The organism is Bradyrhizobium sp. CCBAU 53340 (genome assembly GCF_015291645.1).
Taxonomy (GTDB): domain Bacteria; phylum Pseudomonadota; class Alphaproteobacteria; order Rhizobiales; family Xanthobacteraceae; genus Bradyrhizobium.
Genome location: NZ_CP030055.1, coordinates 7,573,694 through 7,592,163, shown reverse-complemented (window position 1 = coordinate 7,592,163; position 18,470 = coordinate 7,573,694). Strand labels below are relative to the sequence as shown.

Below are 18,470 nucleotides of genomic sequence, written 5' to 3'. Positions count from 1 at the left end.
TCTCCTAATCCGTGTACCTGATGCGCGGGTCGAACACCGCATAGAGCATGTCGACGATGAAGTTTGCGCTGACCACCACCACCGCGATGAACATCACGAGGTTCTGCACGATCGGATAGTCGCGCCACCGGATCGCCTCGACCAGGAAGCGGGCGACGCCGGGGATGTTGAACACGGTCTCGGTGACGATGAGGCCGCCGATCAGGAACGCCGCCTCGATGCCGATCACGGTGATCACGGGCAGGATCGCGTTCTTCAGCGCGTGGTGATAGTTCACCGCAGCGTCAGACGCGCCCTTGGCGCGCGCGGTGCGGATATAGTCCTGCCGTAGCACCTCCAGCATCGAGGACCGCGTGATGCGCATGGTCAGTGCCGAACTGCGGAAACCGACCACCATCGCCGGAATGCAGTAGGTCGCGAAGGCCTCGCCGATACTCTGCGGATTGGGATTGAAGATCGGCATCTGCCCAAACATGGCGACGGACGCGGTCAGAACCAGCAGGCCGAGCCAGAAAGAGGGCAACGACAATCCGCTGAGGCTCACCACGCGCAAGGCGTAGTCGATCCGCGAGCCCTGCTTGACCGCGCTGATGACGCCAAGCGGAATGCCGATCGAGGCCGAGAACAGCAGCGCCAGGCCGGCGAGCCGCGCGGTAATCGGGATCCGCGGCAGGATCTCCTGAAGCGCGGGCTTCTCCGAGACATAGGAATAGCCGAGATCGCCGTGCAGCAGGCCGCCGATCCAGTGCAGATATTGCACCACCAGCGGCTGATCGATGCCGAGCTGTTTCTCCAAATCGACCTTGTCGGCGGGATCGACATAGCCGGCCGCGGCGAACAGGATGTCGACGATGTTGCCGGGCACGATGCGCAGCAGGACGAAGATGACGACCGAGATCCCCAACAGGGTCACGAGCATCAGGAACAGGCGCCGCACCAGATAGGCAAACATCCTTCGCCCTCCGCGCTCCTAGTTTTCAGCCTGCCGCACTATTTGTCCAGCCACACATCCTCGTAGCGAAATCCGTTATAGGAGCTGTTCGACATGATCGTGATGCCCTTGACATAGGGCTGCCAGCAGGTGCCGGCCCGCGCATGGAAGATGATCGGACGGGCGACGTCCTCCTGCAGCTTCTTGTCGATGTCCCAGACCAGCGGCTTGCGCTTGGAGATGTCGATCTCCTGCGACTGTACGTCGAACAGCTTCTCGATCTCCTTGTTGCAATAGTTGGTGTAGTTCCGCTCCGAACCGCAGGAATAGTTCTCGTAGAAGGACTGGTCGGGATCGTCGACGGAATTGCCGGTCAAATTGAGGCCGAGCATGTAGTCCTTGCGCGCAACCTTCGGGAACCAGTTGGCGGTCTCCACGACATCGAGTTCGCCATCGATATAGATGCTCTTGAGCTGGTCGATCAGGATCACCGCGGGATCGCGATATTCGGCGAGGTTGCGCGTCGAAACCTTCACCGCGAGGTGCTTGTCGGGGCCGTAACCCGCCTTCTGCATCAGCTTCTTGGCTTCCTCGCGGTTTGCGTTCACGTCCTTACCGTAACCCGGAATGGTCTCGAGCTTGTCCTTGGGCATGCCCCAGATGCCTTGCGGCGGCGGCAGCATGGTGCCGCCGATGTCGGCCTGGCCTTCGAACAGGATGTCGATGAAGGCCTTGCGATCGAGCGCGAGCGACATCGCACGGCGGATATCGATGTTGTCGAACGGCGGAGAGCTCGAATTGACGATGATGTTGGTCGAGACGTTGGTCGGCTCGACGACGCAGACCGCGTTCGGCGCCTGCGACTTGATGTCCTTCAGCAGCGGGATGGTGATATGCGTCGGGAACGTCATGTCGAACTTGCCGGCGACGAAGGCGAGAATCGCGGTCGAGCGGTTCGGGATGATGGTGTATTCGATGCCGTCGAGATAGGGCAGGCCCTTCTTCCAATAGTCCGGATTGCGTGTCAGCTTGATCGATTCATTGGCCTTGAACTCGACGAATTTGTACGGGCCGGTCCCGATCGGATGGGTGCGCATGTCCGCCGGCGAGACGTGACAGGGGTAGATCGGCGTATAGCCGGACGCCAGCATCGCCAGCAGCGAGGGCTGCGGCCGCTTCAGATCGAAGGTGACCTCGAAGTCGCCGCTTGGCGAGACGTCGTCGACCTCGCTGTACCAGGCCTTGCGCGGGTTCTGCCGCAGCTTCTGCTGCGACTTGCCCATCAGGAGATCGAACGTGCATTTGACGTCGGCCGACGTGAACGGCTTGCCGTCGTGCCATTTGACGCCCTGGCGGAGCTTGAACGTCAGTTTCTTGTTGTCACTGCTCCAGGACCAGCTCTCGGCGAGCTCAGGCCTGAGTGTATCCGGGCTGTTCTGCGCGATGTGCTGATCGTAGATGACGAGATTGTTGAACACCCCCATGAACGGCACATTGACCGAATAGGTCGCGGCCTCGAGGATGGAGGCATTGGCCGGGCTGTCACGGTGATACATCCGCAGGATTCCGCCCTGCTTGGGCTCGCCAGCGAATGTCGTAGTCGAAAACGCCAGCCAAGACAGCGCCGCCGTCGCGGCGAGCGCCCACACGCTCCGCATCCTCGGTCCTCCCTGGACATTAGTCTCTTGGGCCTTTTCTGGCCTGTTTGTCAGGACGATAGCCGAGGCGCGTGGAGGGAAGCAACCGGCAAGGACTCGCGCTGTCTCGACAATTCGGATGACAGAAGGCCGCAGGGCGTTTCACACTTTCACAATGTGAGAGTGCAGGTGCGAACGGATGGTTCCTGCGCGATGTTGTGCGTTGCTAGCTCAACAGCCTCCGCCGTCGTCCCGGACAAGCGAAGCGCCGATCCGGGACCCATAGCCACGGGGAGGAATTTGGCGAAGATTCGGAGCTGCGAACTCGTGCGACAGCCGCGGCCCGTGGTTATGGATCCCGGACCGGCGCGCGCTCAAGGCGCGCTTGTCCGGGATGACAGTGGAGTTTGCAGGCTCACCCTCACACGATCCGTGACGTCTTGTTCCCCCAGTACCGGTCCCTCAGCAGCCGCTTGTACAGCTTCCCCGTCGGGAGCCGCGGCAATTCCTTCTCGAAATCCACCGAACGCGGCACCTTCTGCCGCGACAGCGACTGCCCGCAGAAGGCGATCAGCTCCTCGGCAAGCGCGGGCCCCGGCATCACGCCGGGCATCGGCTGCACCACGGCCTTCACCTCCTCGCCGAGATCGGCATTGGGCACGCCGAACACCGCGGCGTCCGCGACCTTCGGGTGGGTGATCAGCAAATTCTCGCATTCCTGCGGATAGATGTTCACTCCGCCCGAGATGATCATGAAGGTGGCGCGGTCGGTGAGATAAAGGAAGCGGTCCTCGTCGACATAGCCGACGTCGCCGACCGTGCTCATGCTGCCGTCGGCCGAGCGCGCTTCCCTGGTCTTTTCCGGATCGTTGAAATATTCGAATGGCGATGCCGTCTTGAACCAGACCTGGCCGGGCGTGCCGGTCGGGCATGGCTGCATGTTCTCGTCGAGAATGTGGAGATCGCCGAGCAGCACCTTGCCGACGGTGCCGCGATGGCTAAGCCATTCCTCGCTGTTGCAGGCAGTAAAGCCGAGGCCTTCGGTGGCGCCGTAATATTCGTGGACGATAGGGCCCCACCATTTGATGATGTCGTCCTTGACCAGCGCCGGGCAGGGCGCCGCGGCGTGGATCGCGATCTCGAGTGACGACAAATCGTAGCGCTTGCGCACCTCTTCCGGCAGCTTCAGCATCCGCGAGAACATCGTCGGCACCAGCTGGGTATGGGTGATGCCCCATTGTTGCACCAGCTGGAGGTAACGCTCGGGATCGAAATGTTCCATGATCACCGCGGTGCCGCCCATGCGGATCGTGAGATTGACCGCGGCCTGCGGTGCCGAGTGGTAGAGCGGCGCCGGCGACAGGTAGACCATGCCCTCGCGGTAGTGCCAGAGTTTTATCAGGAAATCGAACAGCGGCAGATTGTGCCTGGGCGGCTCCTCCGGCAGTGGCCGCAGGATTCCCTTCGGTCGTCCCGTCGTGCCGGAGGAATACAGCATCGCGGTGCCGAGCCACTCGTCCGCAACCGGCGTCTTCGGCAGATCCGCGGTGACGTCGGCAAGGCCCACGATGCGGTCGCTCTCGCCGGGGCCGTCGGCGACGATGCAGAGCTTGACGTCGGGGCAGGCCTGAATCGCATCGCGCGCGATGCCGAGCTTTGCCACCGATGTGATCAGGATTTTCGACTGGCTGTTGGTCAGGAGATAGGAGAGCTCGCCCGCGGTGAGGAACGAGTTGATGCAGGTGTAATAGAGGCCGGAGCGCTCGCCCGCGCAGCAGGCTTCGAGATATCTGGAATTGTTCTCCATGAAGATCGAGTAGTGATCGAGCCGCTTCAATCCGTGCTGGCGAAACAGATGCGCGAGGCGATTGCTGCGCGCGTCCAGCTCGCGATAGGTGACGGCCTCGCCAGTCGACGCCATGATGAAGGCAGGCTGAAGCGGGCGCAGGCGGGCATGCAGACCTGGGTACATCAGTCCTCCGGGCGAAATGTCATGCGGCGAGATCAAGGATTTCGCGAATCTGCGCAGGGTTCTCGATCTTGCGCGGATTGCGGGGGATCCAGTTGGTGCGCATCGCCTGTTCGGCAATGCCATCGAAATGCTCGGGCGAGACGCGGACATCGGCAAGACGACGCGGCATGCCGAGCGAGCGGATGAAGGCATCGAGCACGTCGGCGGCGTTGTGGCCGGGAAAGCCCATTGCAGCGGCGACGATCATCTGCTGTTCGGCATTGGCACTCGCGTTCCAGCGCATCACCGCCGGCAGCATGACGCAGGAGGTGTGTCCGTGCGGCACGTCGAACGCCGCGCCCAGCACATAGCCGATGCCGTGGCTCGCCCCCATCGGCACGCCGGCTGCGAGCGCGCCCATCGACAGCCAGGTGCCGATCTGCGCGTCCATCCGCGCGTCGAGATCTTTGGGGTCGGCCTTCACCCGCGGGAGCGCGTCGGCGAGCATGGCGAGACCCTTCACCGATTGTGCGTCGGCGTAAGGATGCGTCTCGTGCGAGCAGATCGCCTCGACGCAATGGTCGATGGCGCGGACACCGGTGGAGAGGAACAGCCATTCCGGCGTGTGCACGGTGATGGCGGGGTCGAGGATGGTCGCGCGCGGCACCGTGAGCGGGTGGCGCAGCATCTGCTTCACATGCGTGCTGCGGTCGGTCACGCCGGCAATCGACGAGAACTCGCCGCCGGCAATGGTGGTCGGCACGCTGATCTGGCGCACTGTTGGCGCGGTCATCTCGGGGGCGACGCCCTTGTGCACGCGGATGCGGTCGATCCCCTCGATCGCGTCGATGCCGTTGGCAAGACAGAGCTGCACCGCCTTGGCCCCGTCGGTGATCGAGCCGCCGCCGACTGTGACGATCAGGTCGGCGTCGACGGCGCGCGCGGCATTGGTGGCCGCGATCACCGCCTCGCGCGGCGTGTGCGCCGGCATCGCATCGAACAGCCCGGCGCAGCGCGGGCCGAGCGCCTGGACGATTTTTGAGATTTCGTCGGTCTGACGGTTCAGCGTGCCCGAGACCATCAGGAAGGCGCGGCTTGTGCCTAGCCGGTCCATTTGGGCGACGATCGCCTCAGTCGCCGGATGGCCGAACACGACCTCCTCGATCGCGCCGTAAACGACACGTCCCTGATGCACGCCTGTCCTCCCCGGACAATTCGTCTTGTTTTGCAAGGAGTAATCTAGCCGAGCCCACAGAGCCCGTCATGTGCGAAGACGCTGGCGCTTTCTTACCCTCTCCTGGAGGCGGAGGGTCGATCGCGCGCAGCGCGAGCGGGGTGGGGTGACGGTCTCTCTACGTCCAACAGTGCCCGTGTGGAGAGATCACCCCACCCCGCATCGCATTCCGCTTCGCTCCATGCGTTGCGACCCTCCCCCTCCAGGGGAGGGTGATGGATGCCGTTGCACCATTGCCAACCTGACGCTGACCGATTGCCGTCGGCACCTATCTCTCCATGTCAACCCGCCATCAGACCAGGGCGTCTCCGGAGCATTGCCCACGTATTGGTCTTGAAGAGTTCATCATTGCCACCCATCTTGTGGCGCCCGCAGGTAAAGGCGTACCCTGTGCTTTCTGCGGGTTTGATGCGAGGGCCTGGGATGAGCGGACCGGATGGAAGCGAGCAATTTGCCAAGACGCACGATTTCGTTTGGCCCAAGCTTCATGCCAAACCCTATGCCAAGCCTTACGCCTTGGCCGGCCTTCTCGCCGCGGCCTTCGCGCTCAGCGGTTGCGGCCAGCCGACCTCGCAAGCGGCCGCGCCGGCGCCCCCGCCGGTGACCGTGGCCCAGCCGGTCAAGCGCACCGTCACCGATTGGGACGAGTACACCGGACGCTTCGAGGCGGTCGAAGAGGTGCAGGTGCGCCCCCGTGTCGGCGGCTTCGTCAACTCGGTCGAGTTCCAGGACGGCGCGATCGTGCATCAGGGCGATCTGCTCTACGTCATCGACCCGCGCCCGTTCGAGGCAGTAGCCGAGCAGGCCGACGGCCAGCTCTCCGACGCGCGCGCCAAGGTGGAACTTGCCAAGCGCGAGCTCGATCGCGGCCTGAACCTGGTGCAGACCAGCGCCGTCTCCGAGCAGGCCGTCGACCAGCGCCGCCAGGCCTTGCAGGCCGCGCACGCCGCCGAGACCCAGGCCGAAGGTGCATTGAAGGCCGCCCGGCTCAACATCGAGTTCACCCATGTCACCGCGCCGATCACCGGCCGCGTCAGCCGCCACCTCGTCAGTCCCGGCAATCTCGTGCAGGGTAGCGATAACGCCTCCTCGACCTTGCTGACGTCGATCGTGACGATGGACCCGATCTACATCTATTTCGACATGGATGAGACCACCTTCATCAAATACAGCAAGCTCTGGTTCGAGGGTAAGCGCCCGAGCTCACGCGACACCGCAAACCCCGTACAGGTGACGCTCGCCGGCGAAACCAAGCCTTCGCATGAGGGCTCGGTCAACTTCCTCGACAACCGCCTCGATGTCTCCACCGGCACGCTGCGCAGCCGCGCGGTGGTCAAGAACACCGATCTGTCGATTCTGCCCGGCCAGTTCGGCCGTGTCAGGTTGATCGGCAGCGCGCCTTACGAGGCGCTGCTGGTTCCAGATGCCGCTGTTGCAACCGACCAGTCGCGCAAGATTGTGTTCGTGGTGAAGCCCGACGATACGGTCGAGGCGCGGCCCGTGGTGCTCGGGCCGCTCGAGGACGGCCTGCGCGTGATCCGCGAAGGGCTGAAGGCCGAGGACCGCGTCATCGTCAACGGCATCCAGCGCGCCCGCGTCGGTGCCAAGGTCACCCCGCAAACCGCTCAAGCGCCGGCCGGTGGCAAGGCTGGTGACAAGCCATGAACCTTGGTCGTCTCTCCATCAACCAGCCCATCCTGGCGATGGTGCTGTCGATCGTGCTCCTGATCGTCGGTGCGCTCGCTTATTCGACGCTGCCGATCTCCGAATATCCGCAAGTGGTGCCGCCGACCGTCGTCGTCACCACGCAATATCCGGGCGCCTCGGCGCAAACCGTGTCCGACACCGTTGCCGCTCCGATCGAGCAGCAGATCAACGGCGTCGAAGACATGCTGTATCTGTACAGCCAGGCGACCTCGAACGGCCAGCTCACCATCACCGTCACTTTCAAGCTCGGCACCGACCTCGACAAGGCCCAGGTGCTGGTGCAGAACCGCGTCGCTATCGCGCAGCCGCAGCTGCCGGACGAGGTGCAGCGCAATGGCGTCGTCACCCGCAAGAACTCGCCCGACATCCTGATGGTCGTGTTCATGCTGTCGCCGGACGACACCTTCGACCAGCTCTATATCTCCAACTATGCGCTGCTCCAGGTTCGGGACCAGCTGCTGCGCATCGACGGCGTCGGCGACATCCAGATCTTCGGAGCGCGCGACTATTCGATGCGGCTGTGGCTCGATCCCGATCGCATCGCCAATCTCGGCCTGACCTCGACCGAGGTGCTGGCCGCGATCCGTGCCCAGAACGTGCAGATTGCCGGCGGCCAGATCGCAGAGCCGCCGATCGCCGACCGCGCATTCCAGCCGAATCTGGTTTTCACGGGACGGTTGAAAGATCAGAAACAGTTCGAGGACATCCTGATCAAGGCCGGCTCTGACGGCCGCACGGTGCGCCTGCGCGACGTCGCCCGTATCGAGCTCGGCGCGCTCGCCTATTCGACCAACAGCTTCCTGCTGCGCAAATCCGCAGTCGCCATGCTGGTGACGCAGCGGCCGGGTTCGAACGCGCTCGCAACGGCCAAGCACATCTCCGACACCATGACGAAGCTCAAGGAGAGCTTCCCGAAGGGCCTCGACTACAACATCGGCTATAACCCCACCGAGTTCATCGCGCAGTCCGTCCACGAGCTGATCAAGACCATCTACGAGGCCATGCTGCTCGTGGTGGTCGTCGTGCTGGTGTTCCTGCAGGGCTGGCGGCCGGCGATCATCCCGATCATCGCGATTCCCGTGTCGCTGGTCGGCACCTTCGCGGTGATGGCGGCGCTCGGCTTCTCCATCAACAATCTCACGCTGTTCGGGCTCGTGCTCGCTGTCGGGATCGTGGTCGACGACGCCATCGTCGTGGTCGAGAATGTCGAGCGACACCTCGAGCACGGCCTTAGTCGACGCGACGCGGCGCTGAAGACCATGGAGGAAGTCGGCGGCGCGCTGGTCTCGATTGCGCTGGTGCTCTGCGCGGTGTTCGTGCCGACGGCGTTCCTCGGCGGCATATCCGGTCAGTTCTTCCAGCAGTTTGCTGTGACCATCGCGGTTGCGACCGCGATTTCCTGCTTCTGCTCGCTGACGCTATCGCCGGCCCTGGCCTCGCAGATTCTCAAGACGCATGAGGAGAAGCGGCCGCCCGCTGCCTGGAATCTGCTCGCGCGCGGCTGGGGCGCCTTCACGGGCGCCTTCAACCGCGTCTTCGAGCGCCTCTCGCATGGCTATGCCGGCGTCGCGAACTTCGTGATCCGGCACTCGGTGGTGATGCTGCTGATCTATGTCGTGCTCATCGGCAGCGCAGGCTGGCTGATCGGGACGACGTCGCAGGGCTTCATCCCCGCGCAGGACCGCGGTTACGTCATCATTTCGGTGCAGTTGCCGGGTGCGGCGTCGCTGGCGCGAACCACCGAGATCGTGCGGGAAATCGAGCGGATCTCGCTCGATACGCCCGGCATCATCCGCGTCGCCGCCTTCGCCGGCTTCTCGGGCGCCACGCGCACGCAGGCGGGGAATGCTGCCGCGCTGTTCCCGGTATTCGACGAGCCCGAGGTCCGTCTGAAGAAGGGCCTGACCGCAAACGCTATCACCGGCGAACTACGAAAACGCCTTGCCGCGATCCAGGGCGCGTTCATCATCGTGATTCCGCCGCCGGCCGTGCCCGGCATCGGCACCGGCGGTGGCTTCACCATTCGCATCCAGGACCGGCAGGGCCGCGGGCCGGAGCTGCTGGCGTCGGCAACCGACGAACTCGTCGCCGCCGCGCGCAAATCGCCCGCGCTCCTTGCCCCCACGGTGTTCTCGCCGTTCTCGGCCAATACGCCGCAGATGTTCGTCGACATCGACCGCACCAAGGCACAGAAACTTGGCGTGCCGATCTCGAACATCAACGACACGATCCAGACCTATTTCGGATCGACCTATGTCAACGACTTCAACCTGTTCGGCCGTACCTATCACGTCACCGCGCAGGCTGATTTCCCGTTCCGGAAAGAGCCTGCCGATCTTGCGCGCCTACGCACGCGCAACGCCTCCGGCGACATGGTGATGCTGGGCAGCGTGGTCGACTTCAGGGACGTCTCGGGCCCCGACCGCGTCGCTCGCTACAATCTCTACGCGGCGTCCGAACTCCAGGGCGAGCCGGCGCCGGGCACGAGCTCGACGACCGCGCTCAACGCCATCAAGAAACTCGCCGACGACACCTTGCCGAGCGGCTTCACCTTCGAGTGGACCGATCTGTCCTATCAGCAGATCAACGGCGGCAATGCCGGCCTCTACGTGTTCCCGATCTGCGTGCTGTTCGTCTATCTCGTGCTCGCCGCGCAATATGGCAGCTGGACCTTGCCGTTCGCGGTGATCCTGATCGTGCCGATGTGCCTGTTAGCTGCCACCATCGGCGTGCGCATCATGGGGCAGGACGTCAACATTCTCACCCAGATCGGCTTCGTCGTGCTGGTGGGATTGGCGGCGAAGAACGCGATCCTGATCGTCGAATTCGCGCGCGACATCGAGAAGGAGGGCAAGCCGCGGCTGGAGGCGGTGATCGAGGCCTGCCGCCTGCGGCTGCGACCGATCCTGATGACGTCCTTCGCCTTCATCCTCGGCGTGTTGCCGCTGGTGATCTCGTCCGGCTCAGGCTCGGAGATGCGTCAGGCCGTCGGCGTCGCCGTGTTCTTCGGCATGATCGGCGTCACGCTGTTCGGCCTGATGTTCACGCCGATATTCTATGTGGTGGTGCGGAACCTGTCGGAAGGGCGGAACGAGAAGGGGGCGGGGGTGGCGGGCTGATTGCTGTGGTCACCTCTGTTTCCATGCCCTCGGTGTCATCCCCGCGAAGGCGGGGGGATCCATACCCCTAGGGAGGAGTGTGGCGCGACACTGTTAACTCCGAGTCTTCGCCAAGCCGCTCCCTGTGGTTATGGGTCGCGGGCTCGCGCTACGCGCGCCCCGGGACGACAGCTCGTTTTGCCGCGACGCCTCCATACCAACGGCCAACACGAAATGGATGGGCATCGCCGGGGTTCTTCACTACACTCCGCGCGATTTCAAAACAGAACACTGCTGGGAGATAAAAGATGAAATCAGCACTTTTGGCCGCTGTCGCGACGTCGGCTCTGTTGTTGGCCGCGCCGGCCTCTGCGCAAGGCGTCAAGATCGGCATTCTCAACGATCAGTCCGGCGTCTACGCCGATTACGGCGGCAAGTACTCGGTCGAAGCGGCCAAGATGGCGATCGAGGATTTTGGCGGCGAGGTGCTCGGCCAGAAGATCGAGATGGTCACCGCCGATCACCAGAACAAGCCCGATCTCGCCACCTCCATCGCGCGCCGCTGGTATGACGCAGACAATGTCGACATGATCACCGAGCTGACGACGTCGTCGGTGGCACTCGCCGTGCAGGACCTGTCGAAGGAAAAAAAGAAGATCGACATCGTGGTCGGCGCAGCCACGTCGAGCATCACCGGCTCTGCGTGCTCGCCTTACGGCTTCCACTGGGCGTTCGACACCCACGCGCTCGCGGTCGGCACCGGCGGCGCGCTGACGAAAGCAGGCGGAGACAGCTGGTTCTTCCTCACCGCCGATTACGCCTTCGGCTACGCGCTGGAAAAGGACACCAGCGAAATCGTCACCGCCAATGGCGGTAAGGTGCTGGGCTCGGTTCGCGTGCCGCTCAATTCCTCGGACTTCTCCTCGTTCCTGCTACAGGCGCAGAGCTCGAAGGCGAAGATCGTTGGCCTCGCCAATGCCGGCCAGGACACCACCAACTCGATCAAGCAAGCGGCCGAATTCGGCATCGTCTCCGGCGGGCAGAAGCTCGCTGGCCTCTTGATGACGCTCGCCGAGGTGCATGGTCTCGGCTTGCAGGCGGCGCAAGGCCTGGTGCTGACCGAAGGTTTCTACTGGGATCATGACGACACCACGCGCGCCTTCTCCGAACGCTTCTTCAAGCGCACCGGGCGAATGCCGAGCATGATCCACGCGGGCACTTATTCGGCGACGCTGAGCTATCTGAAGGCGGTTAAGGCCGCCGGCACCAAGGATACGGACGCGGTCGCCAAGAAGCTGAAGGAGCTGCCGGTCGACGACGCCTTCGCCAAGGGCAAGGTGCTCGAGAACGGCCGCATGGTCCACGACATGTATCTGTTCGAGGTCAAGAAGCCGTCCGAGTCGAAGAAGCCGTGGGACTATTACAAGCAGCTCGCCGTGGTCCCCGGCGACCAGGCCTTCTTCACCGCCAAGGACAGCGGCTGCCCGCTGACGAAGTAGCTGGGCGAGCCAGCGCCGGCGCTCCACTCTCGGTGTCGTCCCCGCGAACGCAGGGATCCATAACCCCAGGGAGAAGTCGCGGCGCGAGCTGGTAACTCCGAGACTTCGCCAAACCACTCCCGGTGGTTATGGGTCCCGGATCGGCGCTCCGCTTCGCTGCGCTTGTCCGGGACGACAGCGGAATGTATGACGCCGCCGTTGCCTCACACCAACTTCAGCACCACCGCCCCCAGCGCCCCCGCCCACAGCGCAATCGCGGCGATGCCCTGGATCGCAAAGCCCGGGCCGCGCTTGGCGGCGGCTTGCGAATAGCCGATGAAGTAGACGATGCGGCCGACGATCCAGACTGCGCCCATCGCTGCCGCGCCGGCGTTGCTGACATAGATCGCGAACAGCCAGAGCGCCGGCAGGAAGATCGGCATCCATTCCAGCGTGTTCATCTGGATGCGGAAGGCGCGTTCGAAATCCGGATGCCCCGACATCGCCGGCACCTTGACGTCGGTCCTGGCGCGCGAGCGTGAGACGTTGATGCAGGTGAAGAAATAGAATGCAATCGCCAGCAGCGTAACGAGGGCGGTGAGATGATACATCGCGAAAAATCCCTTCAAACGGACCGCGCTTCAATAGCCGGTCAGCTCGAGATAGCCAACGCCGTCGTGCGTGCCCGTAAAGCTGATCGGCCCTTCCCAATAGGAGAAGCCGGTCCCCATCCAGGCCTTCGGATTGAGCGGCTTGCAGGCAATCGAGAACGAGCGCGAGGGGATTGCGATCTGCCATTCCACCGGCAGCTTGCGGCCCGCGACCTCGGCTGTCGCCTTCGGACTCATCCGGATATCGCCGCCCGCGATCATCTGCGTCTCGCCGCTGGCGCTGATCCAGTTGCCGAACGGATAATTCTTGCCGTCCTTCTGGCGCAGTCGGTACAGCATCAGCTTGTCGCCGGAGGACAGATGCAGCGACAGCCAGTCCCAGCCGGTTTGATCAGTGTCGAGCGGCTGGCTGCTCCATTCCCTGTCCATCCAGGCCTGGCCTGAGACCTCGACCTTGATGTCGCCGATGTTGAGCGTGCCGCGCGCGCGGTAGAATGGCTGACTGTAATAGTACGACGCCTGCCCGCGCTCGGATTTGCGGCTGTAGCCTCCGTCGCCCTGCAACACCACCGGGCGATCGGCCTCGAGCGTCAGTGCGTAGCTGAAATCCGTACCTGAAGCCTTCAACGTCAGGGGCGACAAGGTCCGATCGTCGGTGCGCTCGGACCCCTTCATCTCCCAATCGTCGATCCACGCCGAAAATGGTTTTGCCTCGACATTGGCCTGACCGATGCCGCCGCGTGAAAACAGCTCGTTGAAGCGATGGGTGTCGGCGCGCGTCACCGCGGCGTGCGCCATCCAGATCTGCTGATTGGCCCAGCCGTCGCCTTGCGGCCCCGGCTTTGCGGCTTGGCGGAATAGCGTCCACTGCAGCCCGCAAGCGGCGCCACTGCCGTCGACGAGGTTCGCCGTCAGATACCACCATTCGATGCGAAACTCCGGATGCGGCCCATGATCGGTTGGAAAGGTAAATGCCTTTCCAGGCGTGACCTTCGCAAAGCCGTCGGCGCTCTCGCCGAGTCCGGCATAGCCCTGCGCGCCGGCGCGGCGCGCGAAAGCAAGAGAGGCGATACCGCCGGCAAAGGCGCGCCGCGAGAGTTTGTCAGCGCTCATTGGCAAACACCTTGACGAGGCTTGCCGGCTGCATCCGCGCCAGCCGCAGCACCGGCAGCAGCGCGGCGAGCAACGAGGCGACCAATGTGACGGCGACCAGCTCGACCAGTTGCAGCGGAAACACGTGGAACGGCAATCGCCAGCCGAACGCCTTCACGTTGACGATCGTAATCAGACACCACGCCACTAATAGCCCGAGCGGCACGGCCAGTAGCGAGGTGAACAGCGCCACCGACAGCGTCTTGGTCAATTCGATCGCGGCAAGGCGCGGCCGGGTGATGCCGATCGCCCAGAGCGGCGCGAGCTGCGGCAGGCGCGAATTCGCCAGCGTCAAGAGGCTGGTCAGCAGCGCGATGCCGGCGACGCCGAGCGTGAAGGCGTTCAGCGCCGAAGTCACCGCAAAGGTGCGATTGAAGATGCGGATCGATTCCGCCTTCACCGTCGCCTGGTCGGCCACGGCGCGATCGTCGAGCGCGAATTGTTTCTGCAGGGCCGCGATCAGGCCGGGAATCTTGTCCCGTGAAACAATCAGCCCGATCCGTGTCTGCGGTGTTTGCGGAAACTGCCGGATCAGCGCCGCGACATTGACCGCGAGCTGGCCCTTGGGATTGCCATAATCGGCATAGATGCCGACGATGTCGAGCTCCCAGGTCCCGCCCGGCGCCGGAACTTCGATGACGTCGCCGACGCGGACGTTGAGCCGGCGGCTGAGCTGCTCGCTGATGAAGGCGGCATTGCCGGGTGCGAGCTGGGTCCAGGCACGCGGTGCGGTCTCCAGCAGCGGCCAGCGCTCGCGATAGAGCGCGTGGTCGGGCAGGCCGAGCAATTCCACCGGCTGGCCCTCAACCTGGGTCTCTGCGCGCCCGCCCGACAGGATTGCCTGAACTTCGCTGCGATCCTTCAGCCAGCTGCGGATCGCGATCGCCTGCGCATTGTCGGCGGCGCTGATATAGACGTCGGCGGCGAGCCGTCCATCGAGCCAGCCGACAAAGGTGCGGCTGAAGGTTTCCACCATGGTGGACACGCCGACATTGACAGCAAGTGCAAGCAGCAGCGCCATCAGGGCCAGCGACAATCCTGACAATTGCTGTCGGCTGTCGGCCCAGAACCACAGTGCCAGCGGACCGCGCGCAAGTCGTTGGCCTGTGAGAAGAAGAATTTCGAGGAACGCCGGCAGGATCAGCGCCGCGCCGAGCATCAGCGCCGCCAGCACGCCAAATCCCGCGATCAGCGATTGCCCGTAGTGAAGCAGCAGAAGCGCGACCGCGAGCACGGCGCAGGCAGCTCCGCTTTGCAGCACCAGCCAGCGAAGCTGCCGCTGCTGCCAGGCGCGCGGCTGCGCGGTCGCCAGCACCGGCATGCGTATCGCCTTGATCAGGCTGGTCGCGGCCGCCACGATCGCGCCTAGAACGCTGATGCCGATGCCGGCAAGCCACCATTCAGGCCGCAGGCTAAGCTGTCCCGGAATCTGCGCGCCATAGAGCCCGCGCAGCGACGCCGCGACGTCGGGCAGCAGCGCACCGGCGATGAAGTAGCCACAGACGAGCCCGATCAGGCCGGCGACCAGCGCCAGCGCGACCAGCTCGACCACCAGCACGCTGTTGACCAGCCGCGCCGAGGCGCCGCAGGCGCGCAAGGTGCGCAGCATCGGCAGTCGCTGCTCGAAGGCGAGGCCGACGGCCGAGTTGACGATGAAGAGGCCGACAAAGAACGACAGCAGGCCGAAGGCGGTGAGGTTGAGATGGAAACTGTCGGTCAGCCGTTCCAGCTCCGTTTCCGCGGTCGGCTCTATCCGTTTTAATCGCTCACCGACGACGCCTTGCAGTGGCGCGGGCTTGCCCTTCGCCTTGCCGATCAAGAGGCGCGAGACCTGATCCGGCTTGTTGAGCAGAAGCTGCGCCACGCCGATATCGACCACCAGCACATCGGGCACGAGCTGGGGCTGCACATGCAGCGGCGGCAGCTTTGCGCCGCTGCTGATCGACGGCATCCCACCTTCGCCCTCGTGCAAATCTCCGAGCGTCTCCTGCGCCACCAGCGTCTGCCCGGGCGCGGCGACGAAGCTGCTCAAATCGGCGGCACCGAGGCGCGGCGCATTGCCGACATCAACAGGCAGCGTCACCGGCTCGATGCCGAGCAGCCGGATCGAGCGTCCGTTGATCTGGACCCGGCCTTCCAGCACCGGCGAGACCGGCCAGCCTGCGCGGCGAAGTCTGATGAACAGGTCTTGCGGGAAGGTTGCCGCGTCGGGCGCGACCAGCGTGGCCGTGCGGACGCCGCCAAACGTCGCCGCCGCGCGGTCATAGGCGGTGCGGGCCTGCTGGTTGATCGCCTGCACGCCGCTCCACAGCGCGGTCGCTGCGATCAGTCCGATCAGAAGTGTCGCGAACTGCATCCCGTGCCGTCGCCAATGGCTGAGCAGAACCGCCAGCACCCACAGCGCGCGCTTCATGCGATCCGCCCCGCATGGAGCACGATGTGGCGGTCGAGCGTGCCGGCCAGATGCAAGCTGTGCGTCACCATCAGGAAGCCGCAACCGGTGCGCGCAACGAGGTCGCGCGTCAGCGCCAGCACGTCGTCGGCGGTGGCCTCGTCCAGATTGCCCGTCGGCTCGTCCGCGAGCAGCAGCGACGGCTTGGTCGCCAGCGCCCGGCCGATTGCGACCCGCTGTTGCTGGCCGCCCGACAATTGCTCGGGATAACGCTTGAGCAGGCCGCCGAGCCCAAGCCGCTCCACCAGCTCTTTCGTCCAGGCCGCGTCATGCCGGCCGGCGATCCGCGCCTGGAAGGCGAGGTTGTCGGCGACCGACAGGCTCGGGATCAGATTGAACTGCTGGAACACCAGGCCGATCCGGTCGCGGCGCAATTCGGCGCGGCCGGCATCGGCAAGCTCGGTGATCTCGGTATCTTCCAGCCGGATAGAGCCGCCATCGGCAGCATCCAGCCCCGCGATGAGGTGCAGCAGCGTGCTCTTGCCGCTGCCGGATTCGCCTGTCAGCGCGACGCGCTCGCCCGCGGCGAGGTCGAGGTCGACGCCGCGCAGCACATGCACCGGCTCGCCGGCCGAGGAGAAGGTCTTTGAAAGATTTCGGATGCTCAGCAAGATCAATTCGCCGGACGGAATTAGCTCAATGCTGCGTAGCACACTTGTCGCGGAAATGCCGGGGTTGCGTTGCCGTTCAAGCCGTTGTTAGCTCGCAAGACGGCCAAATCAATAAGTGCCGACAAAAAGACATACGGGGAGAATGATGAGCGCTCAGGCAACGCCGTCCGCGGCAGTCAAGACGGCAGGGACGTCCAAGGCTACGCCGAAGGGCGCCTGGACCGTCGTTTTGCTCCTCTTTCTCTTGATGGTGGTGAACTTCGCGGACAAGATCGTCGTCGGCCTCGCCGGCGTGCCGATCATGACCGACATGAAGCTCGAGCCAGCGCAGTTCGGCCTGCTTGGCTCCGCGTTCTTCTTCCTGTTTTCGATCTCGGCCATCGTGGTCGGCTTTCTCGTCAACAAGGTGGCGACGCGCTGGGTGCTGCTGACGCTCGCTGTGATCTGGGCGCTGGCGCAGTTTCCGATGGTCGGCACCGTCAGCTTCACCACGTTGTTGATCTGCCGCATCGTGCTCGGTGCCGGCGAGGGTCCGGCCGCCTCGGTGGCGATGCACGCCATCTATAAATGGTTCCCGGACGAGAAGCGCACGCTGCCGACCGCGGTCCTGACGCAAGGCTCGGCTTTCGGCGTCATCCTGGCCGTGCCGGCACTGAACTGGGTCATCGTCAATCACTCCTGGCACTATGCTTTTGGTGCGCTTGGCGTGGTCGGCCTGATCTGGGTCTGCGCCTGGCTGACGCTGGGCAAGGAAGGTCCGCTCGAGGACACGCAGACGCTCGCCGTCAGTGAGCCGAAGATCCCCTACATCCGGCTTTTGACCTCGCGCACCTTCCTCGGCTGCGTGATCGCGACCTTCGGCGCCTATTGGGCGCTGTCGCTTGGCCTGACGTGGTTTACGTCCTTCATCGTCAAGGGACTTGGCTTCTCGCAGAGCGATGCCGGCTGGATCTCGATCCTGCCCTGGGTGTTCGGCGCCACCACCGTGATTCTGACGGGTTGGATCTCGCAGGTGATGATGGTGCGCGGCTACACCACGCGCATGTCGCGTGGCGTGCTGGGCTCCGTGCCGCTGATCATTGGCGGCCTGATCCTGGCATCGATGCCGCATGTCGCGGGTGCAGGTCTTCAGATCGCGCTGCTCGTGGTCGGCGCGGGCCTCTGCGGCGCGATCTACGTGGTCTGCCCGCCGATGCTCGGCGAGTTCACCCCGGCCTCGCAGCGCGGCGCCATCCTCGCGATCTACGGCGCGCTCTACACGCTCTCGGGCATCATCGCGCCCTACGTGATGGGCAAGGTGATCGAGCGCGCCGGCAGCATGATCGACGGCTACATGACCGGATTCACCATCAACGCGGTGATCCTGGTTGGCTCCGGCGTCATCGGCCTGCTGCTGCTCTGGCCGAACACGGAGAGGGCCAGGCTGACCCGCCGCACGATGCCGGCGGAAGCCAGGCTGAAGCGCGCGGTTTCGCCGACGTAAGGCGGGCCGCCAACCTCAATCACACGTGTCGTCCCGGCGAAGGCCGGGACCCATAACCACAGGGAGTGGTTTGAGGCGAAGCTGGCAACTTCGAGTTTTCACAAAACTGCTGCTGCGGCGTATGG

At 64.2% G+C, this 18,470-nt stretch carries 12 protein-coding genes; 4 read left to right on the top strand and 8 right to left on the bottom strand.

What is annotated here, in order from left to right; all coding sequences use genetic code 11:
• Positions 1-4 precede the first annotated feature (4 nt).
• From XH89_RS35975 to XH89_RS35960, 4 genes are all read right to left on the bottom strand, one after another.
• Positions 5-952, bottom strand: a complete 948-nt coding sequence (locus XH89_RS35975) for an ABC transporter permease (protein WP_194465000.1) — start codon at positions 950-952, stop codon at positions 5-7.
• A 38-nt stretch (positions 953-990) separates the two neighbouring features.
• Positions 991-2,589, bottom strand: a complete 1,599-nt coding sequence (locus XH89_RS35970; RefSeq protein ID WP_194464999.1) for an ABC transporter substrate-binding protein — start codon at positions 2,587-2,589, stop codon at positions 991-993.
• 400 nt (positions 2,590-2,989) lie between these two features.
• Positions 2,990-4,540 carry an AMP-binding protein gene (locus XH89_RS35965; protein ID WP_194464998.1) on the bottom strand — a complete coding sequence of 517 codons (1,551 nt, stop codon included), beginning with the start codon at positions 4,538-4,540 and terminating at the stop codon, positions 2,990-2,992.
• Between the two features lie 19 nt (positions 4,541-4,559).
• Positions 4,560-5,714, bottom strand: coding sequence for an iron-containing alcohol dehydrogenase (locus XH89_RS35960; RefSeq protein WP_194464997.1), 1,155 nt, complete (start codon positions 5,712-5,714; stop codon positions 4,560-4,562).
• A 462-nt stretch (positions 5,715-6,176) separates the two neighbouring features.
• Here XH89_RS35960 and XH89_RS35955 point away from each other — a divergent pair, with 462 nt between their 5' ends.
• The 3 genes from XH89_RS35955 to XH89_RS35945 all read left to right on the top strand — a co-directional run bounded on the left by XH89_RS35955 (position 6,177) and on the right by XH89_RS35945 (position 12,057).
• A complete protein-coding gene (locus XH89_RS35955; protein WP_194464996.1) occupies positions 6,177-7,418 on the top strand; it encodes an efflux RND transporter periplasmic adaptor subunit in 1,242 nt (413 codons plus the stop codon).
• Positions 7,415-10,579, top strand: a complete 3,165-nt coding sequence (locus XH89_RS35950; RefSeq protein WP_194464995.1) for an efflux RND transporter permease subunit — start codon at positions 7,415-7,417, stop codon at positions 10,577-10,579. Before XH89_RS35955 ends, XH89_RS35950 begins: the two co-directional genes overlap by 4 nt.
• Positions 10,580-10,866: 287 nt before the next feature.
• Positions 10,867-12,057, top strand: coding sequence for an ABC transporter substrate-binding protein (locus tag XH89_RS35945; RefSeq protein WP_194464994.1), 1,191 nt, complete (start codon positions 10,867-10,869; stop codon positions 12,055-12,057).
• A gap of 203 nt (positions 12,058-12,260) precedes the next feature.
• On the opposite strand, the gene XH89_RS35940 is transcribed toward XH89_RS35945, so the two are convergent.
• Genes XH89_RS35940 through XH89_RS35925 form a run of 4 tightly spaced genes read right to left on the bottom strand, consistent with a single transcriptional unit; the run spans position 12,261 to position 16,862 of the window.
• Positions 12,261-12,647: an MAPEG family protein gene (locus XH89_RS35940; protein ID WP_194464993.1), complete on the bottom strand. Its 387-nt coding sequence runs from the start codon at positions 12,645-12,647 to the stop codon at positions 12,261-12,263.
• Positions 12,648-12,677: 30 nt separating this feature from the next.
• Positions 12,678-13,760 carry a lipocalin-like domain-containing protein gene (locus XH89_RS35935; protein WP_194464992.1) on the bottom strand — a complete coding sequence of 361 codons (1,083 nt, stop codon included), beginning with the start codon at positions 13,758-13,760 and terminating at the stop codon, positions 12,678-12,680.
• Positions 13,750-16,212 (bottom strand): ABC transporter permease, encoded by a 2,463-nt coding sequence (locus XH89_RS35930; RefSeq protein ID WP_194464991.1) that lies wholly within the window; start codon positions 16,210-16,212, stop codon positions 13,750-13,752. Before XH89_RS35930 ends, XH89_RS35935 begins: the two co-directional genes overlap by 11 nt.
• Complete coding sequence (locus XH89_RS35925) at positions 16,209-16,862, bottom strand: ABC transporter ATP-binding protein (protein ID WP_194464990.1); 654 nt, start codon at positions 16,860-16,862, stop codon at positions 16,209-16,211. Before XH89_RS35925 ends, XH89_RS35930 begins: the two co-directional genes overlap by 4 nt.
• Before the next feature lie 145 nt (positions 16,863-17,007).
• Here XH89_RS35925 and XH89_RS35920 point away from each other — a divergent pair, with 145 nt between their 5' ends.
• Complete coding sequence (locus XH89_RS35920) at positions 17,008-18,345, top strand: MFS transporter (RefSeq protein WP_194464989.1); 1,338 nt, start codon at positions 17,008-17,010, stop codon at positions 18,343-18,345.
• The last annotated feature ends 125 nt before the right edge of the window (positions 18,346-18,470 follow it).

Bases quoted from the DNA above. Each gene is read 5' to 3' on its own strand.
- XH89_RS35935 (WP_194464992.1), bottom strand. From the start codon at position 13,760: ATGAGCGCTGACAAACTCTCGCGGCGCGCCTTTGCCGGCGGTATCGCC.
- XH89_RS35930 (WP_194464991.1), bottom strand. From the start codon at position 16,212: ATGAAGCGCGCGCTGTGGGTGCTGGCGGTTCTGCTCAGCCATTGGCGA.
- XH89_RS35920 (WP_194464989.1), top strand. From the start codon at position 17,008: ATGAGCGCTCAGGCAACGCCGTCCGCGGCAGTCAAGACGGCAGGGACG.
- XH89_RS35950 (WP_194464995.1), top strand. From the start codon at position 7,415: ATGAACCTTGGTCGTCTCTCCATCAACCAGCCCATCCTGGCGATGGTG.
- XH89_RS35970 (WP_194464999.1), bottom strand. From the start codon at position 2,589: ATGCGGAGCGTGTGGGCGCTCGCCGCGACGGCGGCGCTGTCTTGGCTG.
- XH89_RS35940 (WP_194464993.1), bottom strand. From the start codon at position 12,647: ATGTATCATCTCACCGCCCTCGTTACGCTGCTGGCGATTGCATTCTAT.
- XH89_RS35975 (WP_194465000.1), bottom strand. From the start codon at position 952: ATGTTTGCCTATCTGGTGCGGCGCCTGTTCCTGATGCTCGTGACCCTG.
- XH89_RS35955 (WP_194464996.1), top strand. From the start codon at position 6,177: ATGAGCGGACCGGATGGAAGCGAGCAATTTGCCAAGACGCACGATTTC.
- XH89_RS35945 (WP_194464994.1), top strand. From the start codon at position 10,867: ATGAAATCAGCACTTTTGGCCGCTGTCGCGACGTCGGCTCTGTTGTTG.
- XH89_RS35965 (WP_194464998.1), bottom strand. From the start codon at position 4,540: ATGTACCCAGGTCTGCATGCCCGCCTGCGCCCGCTTCAGCCTGCCTTC.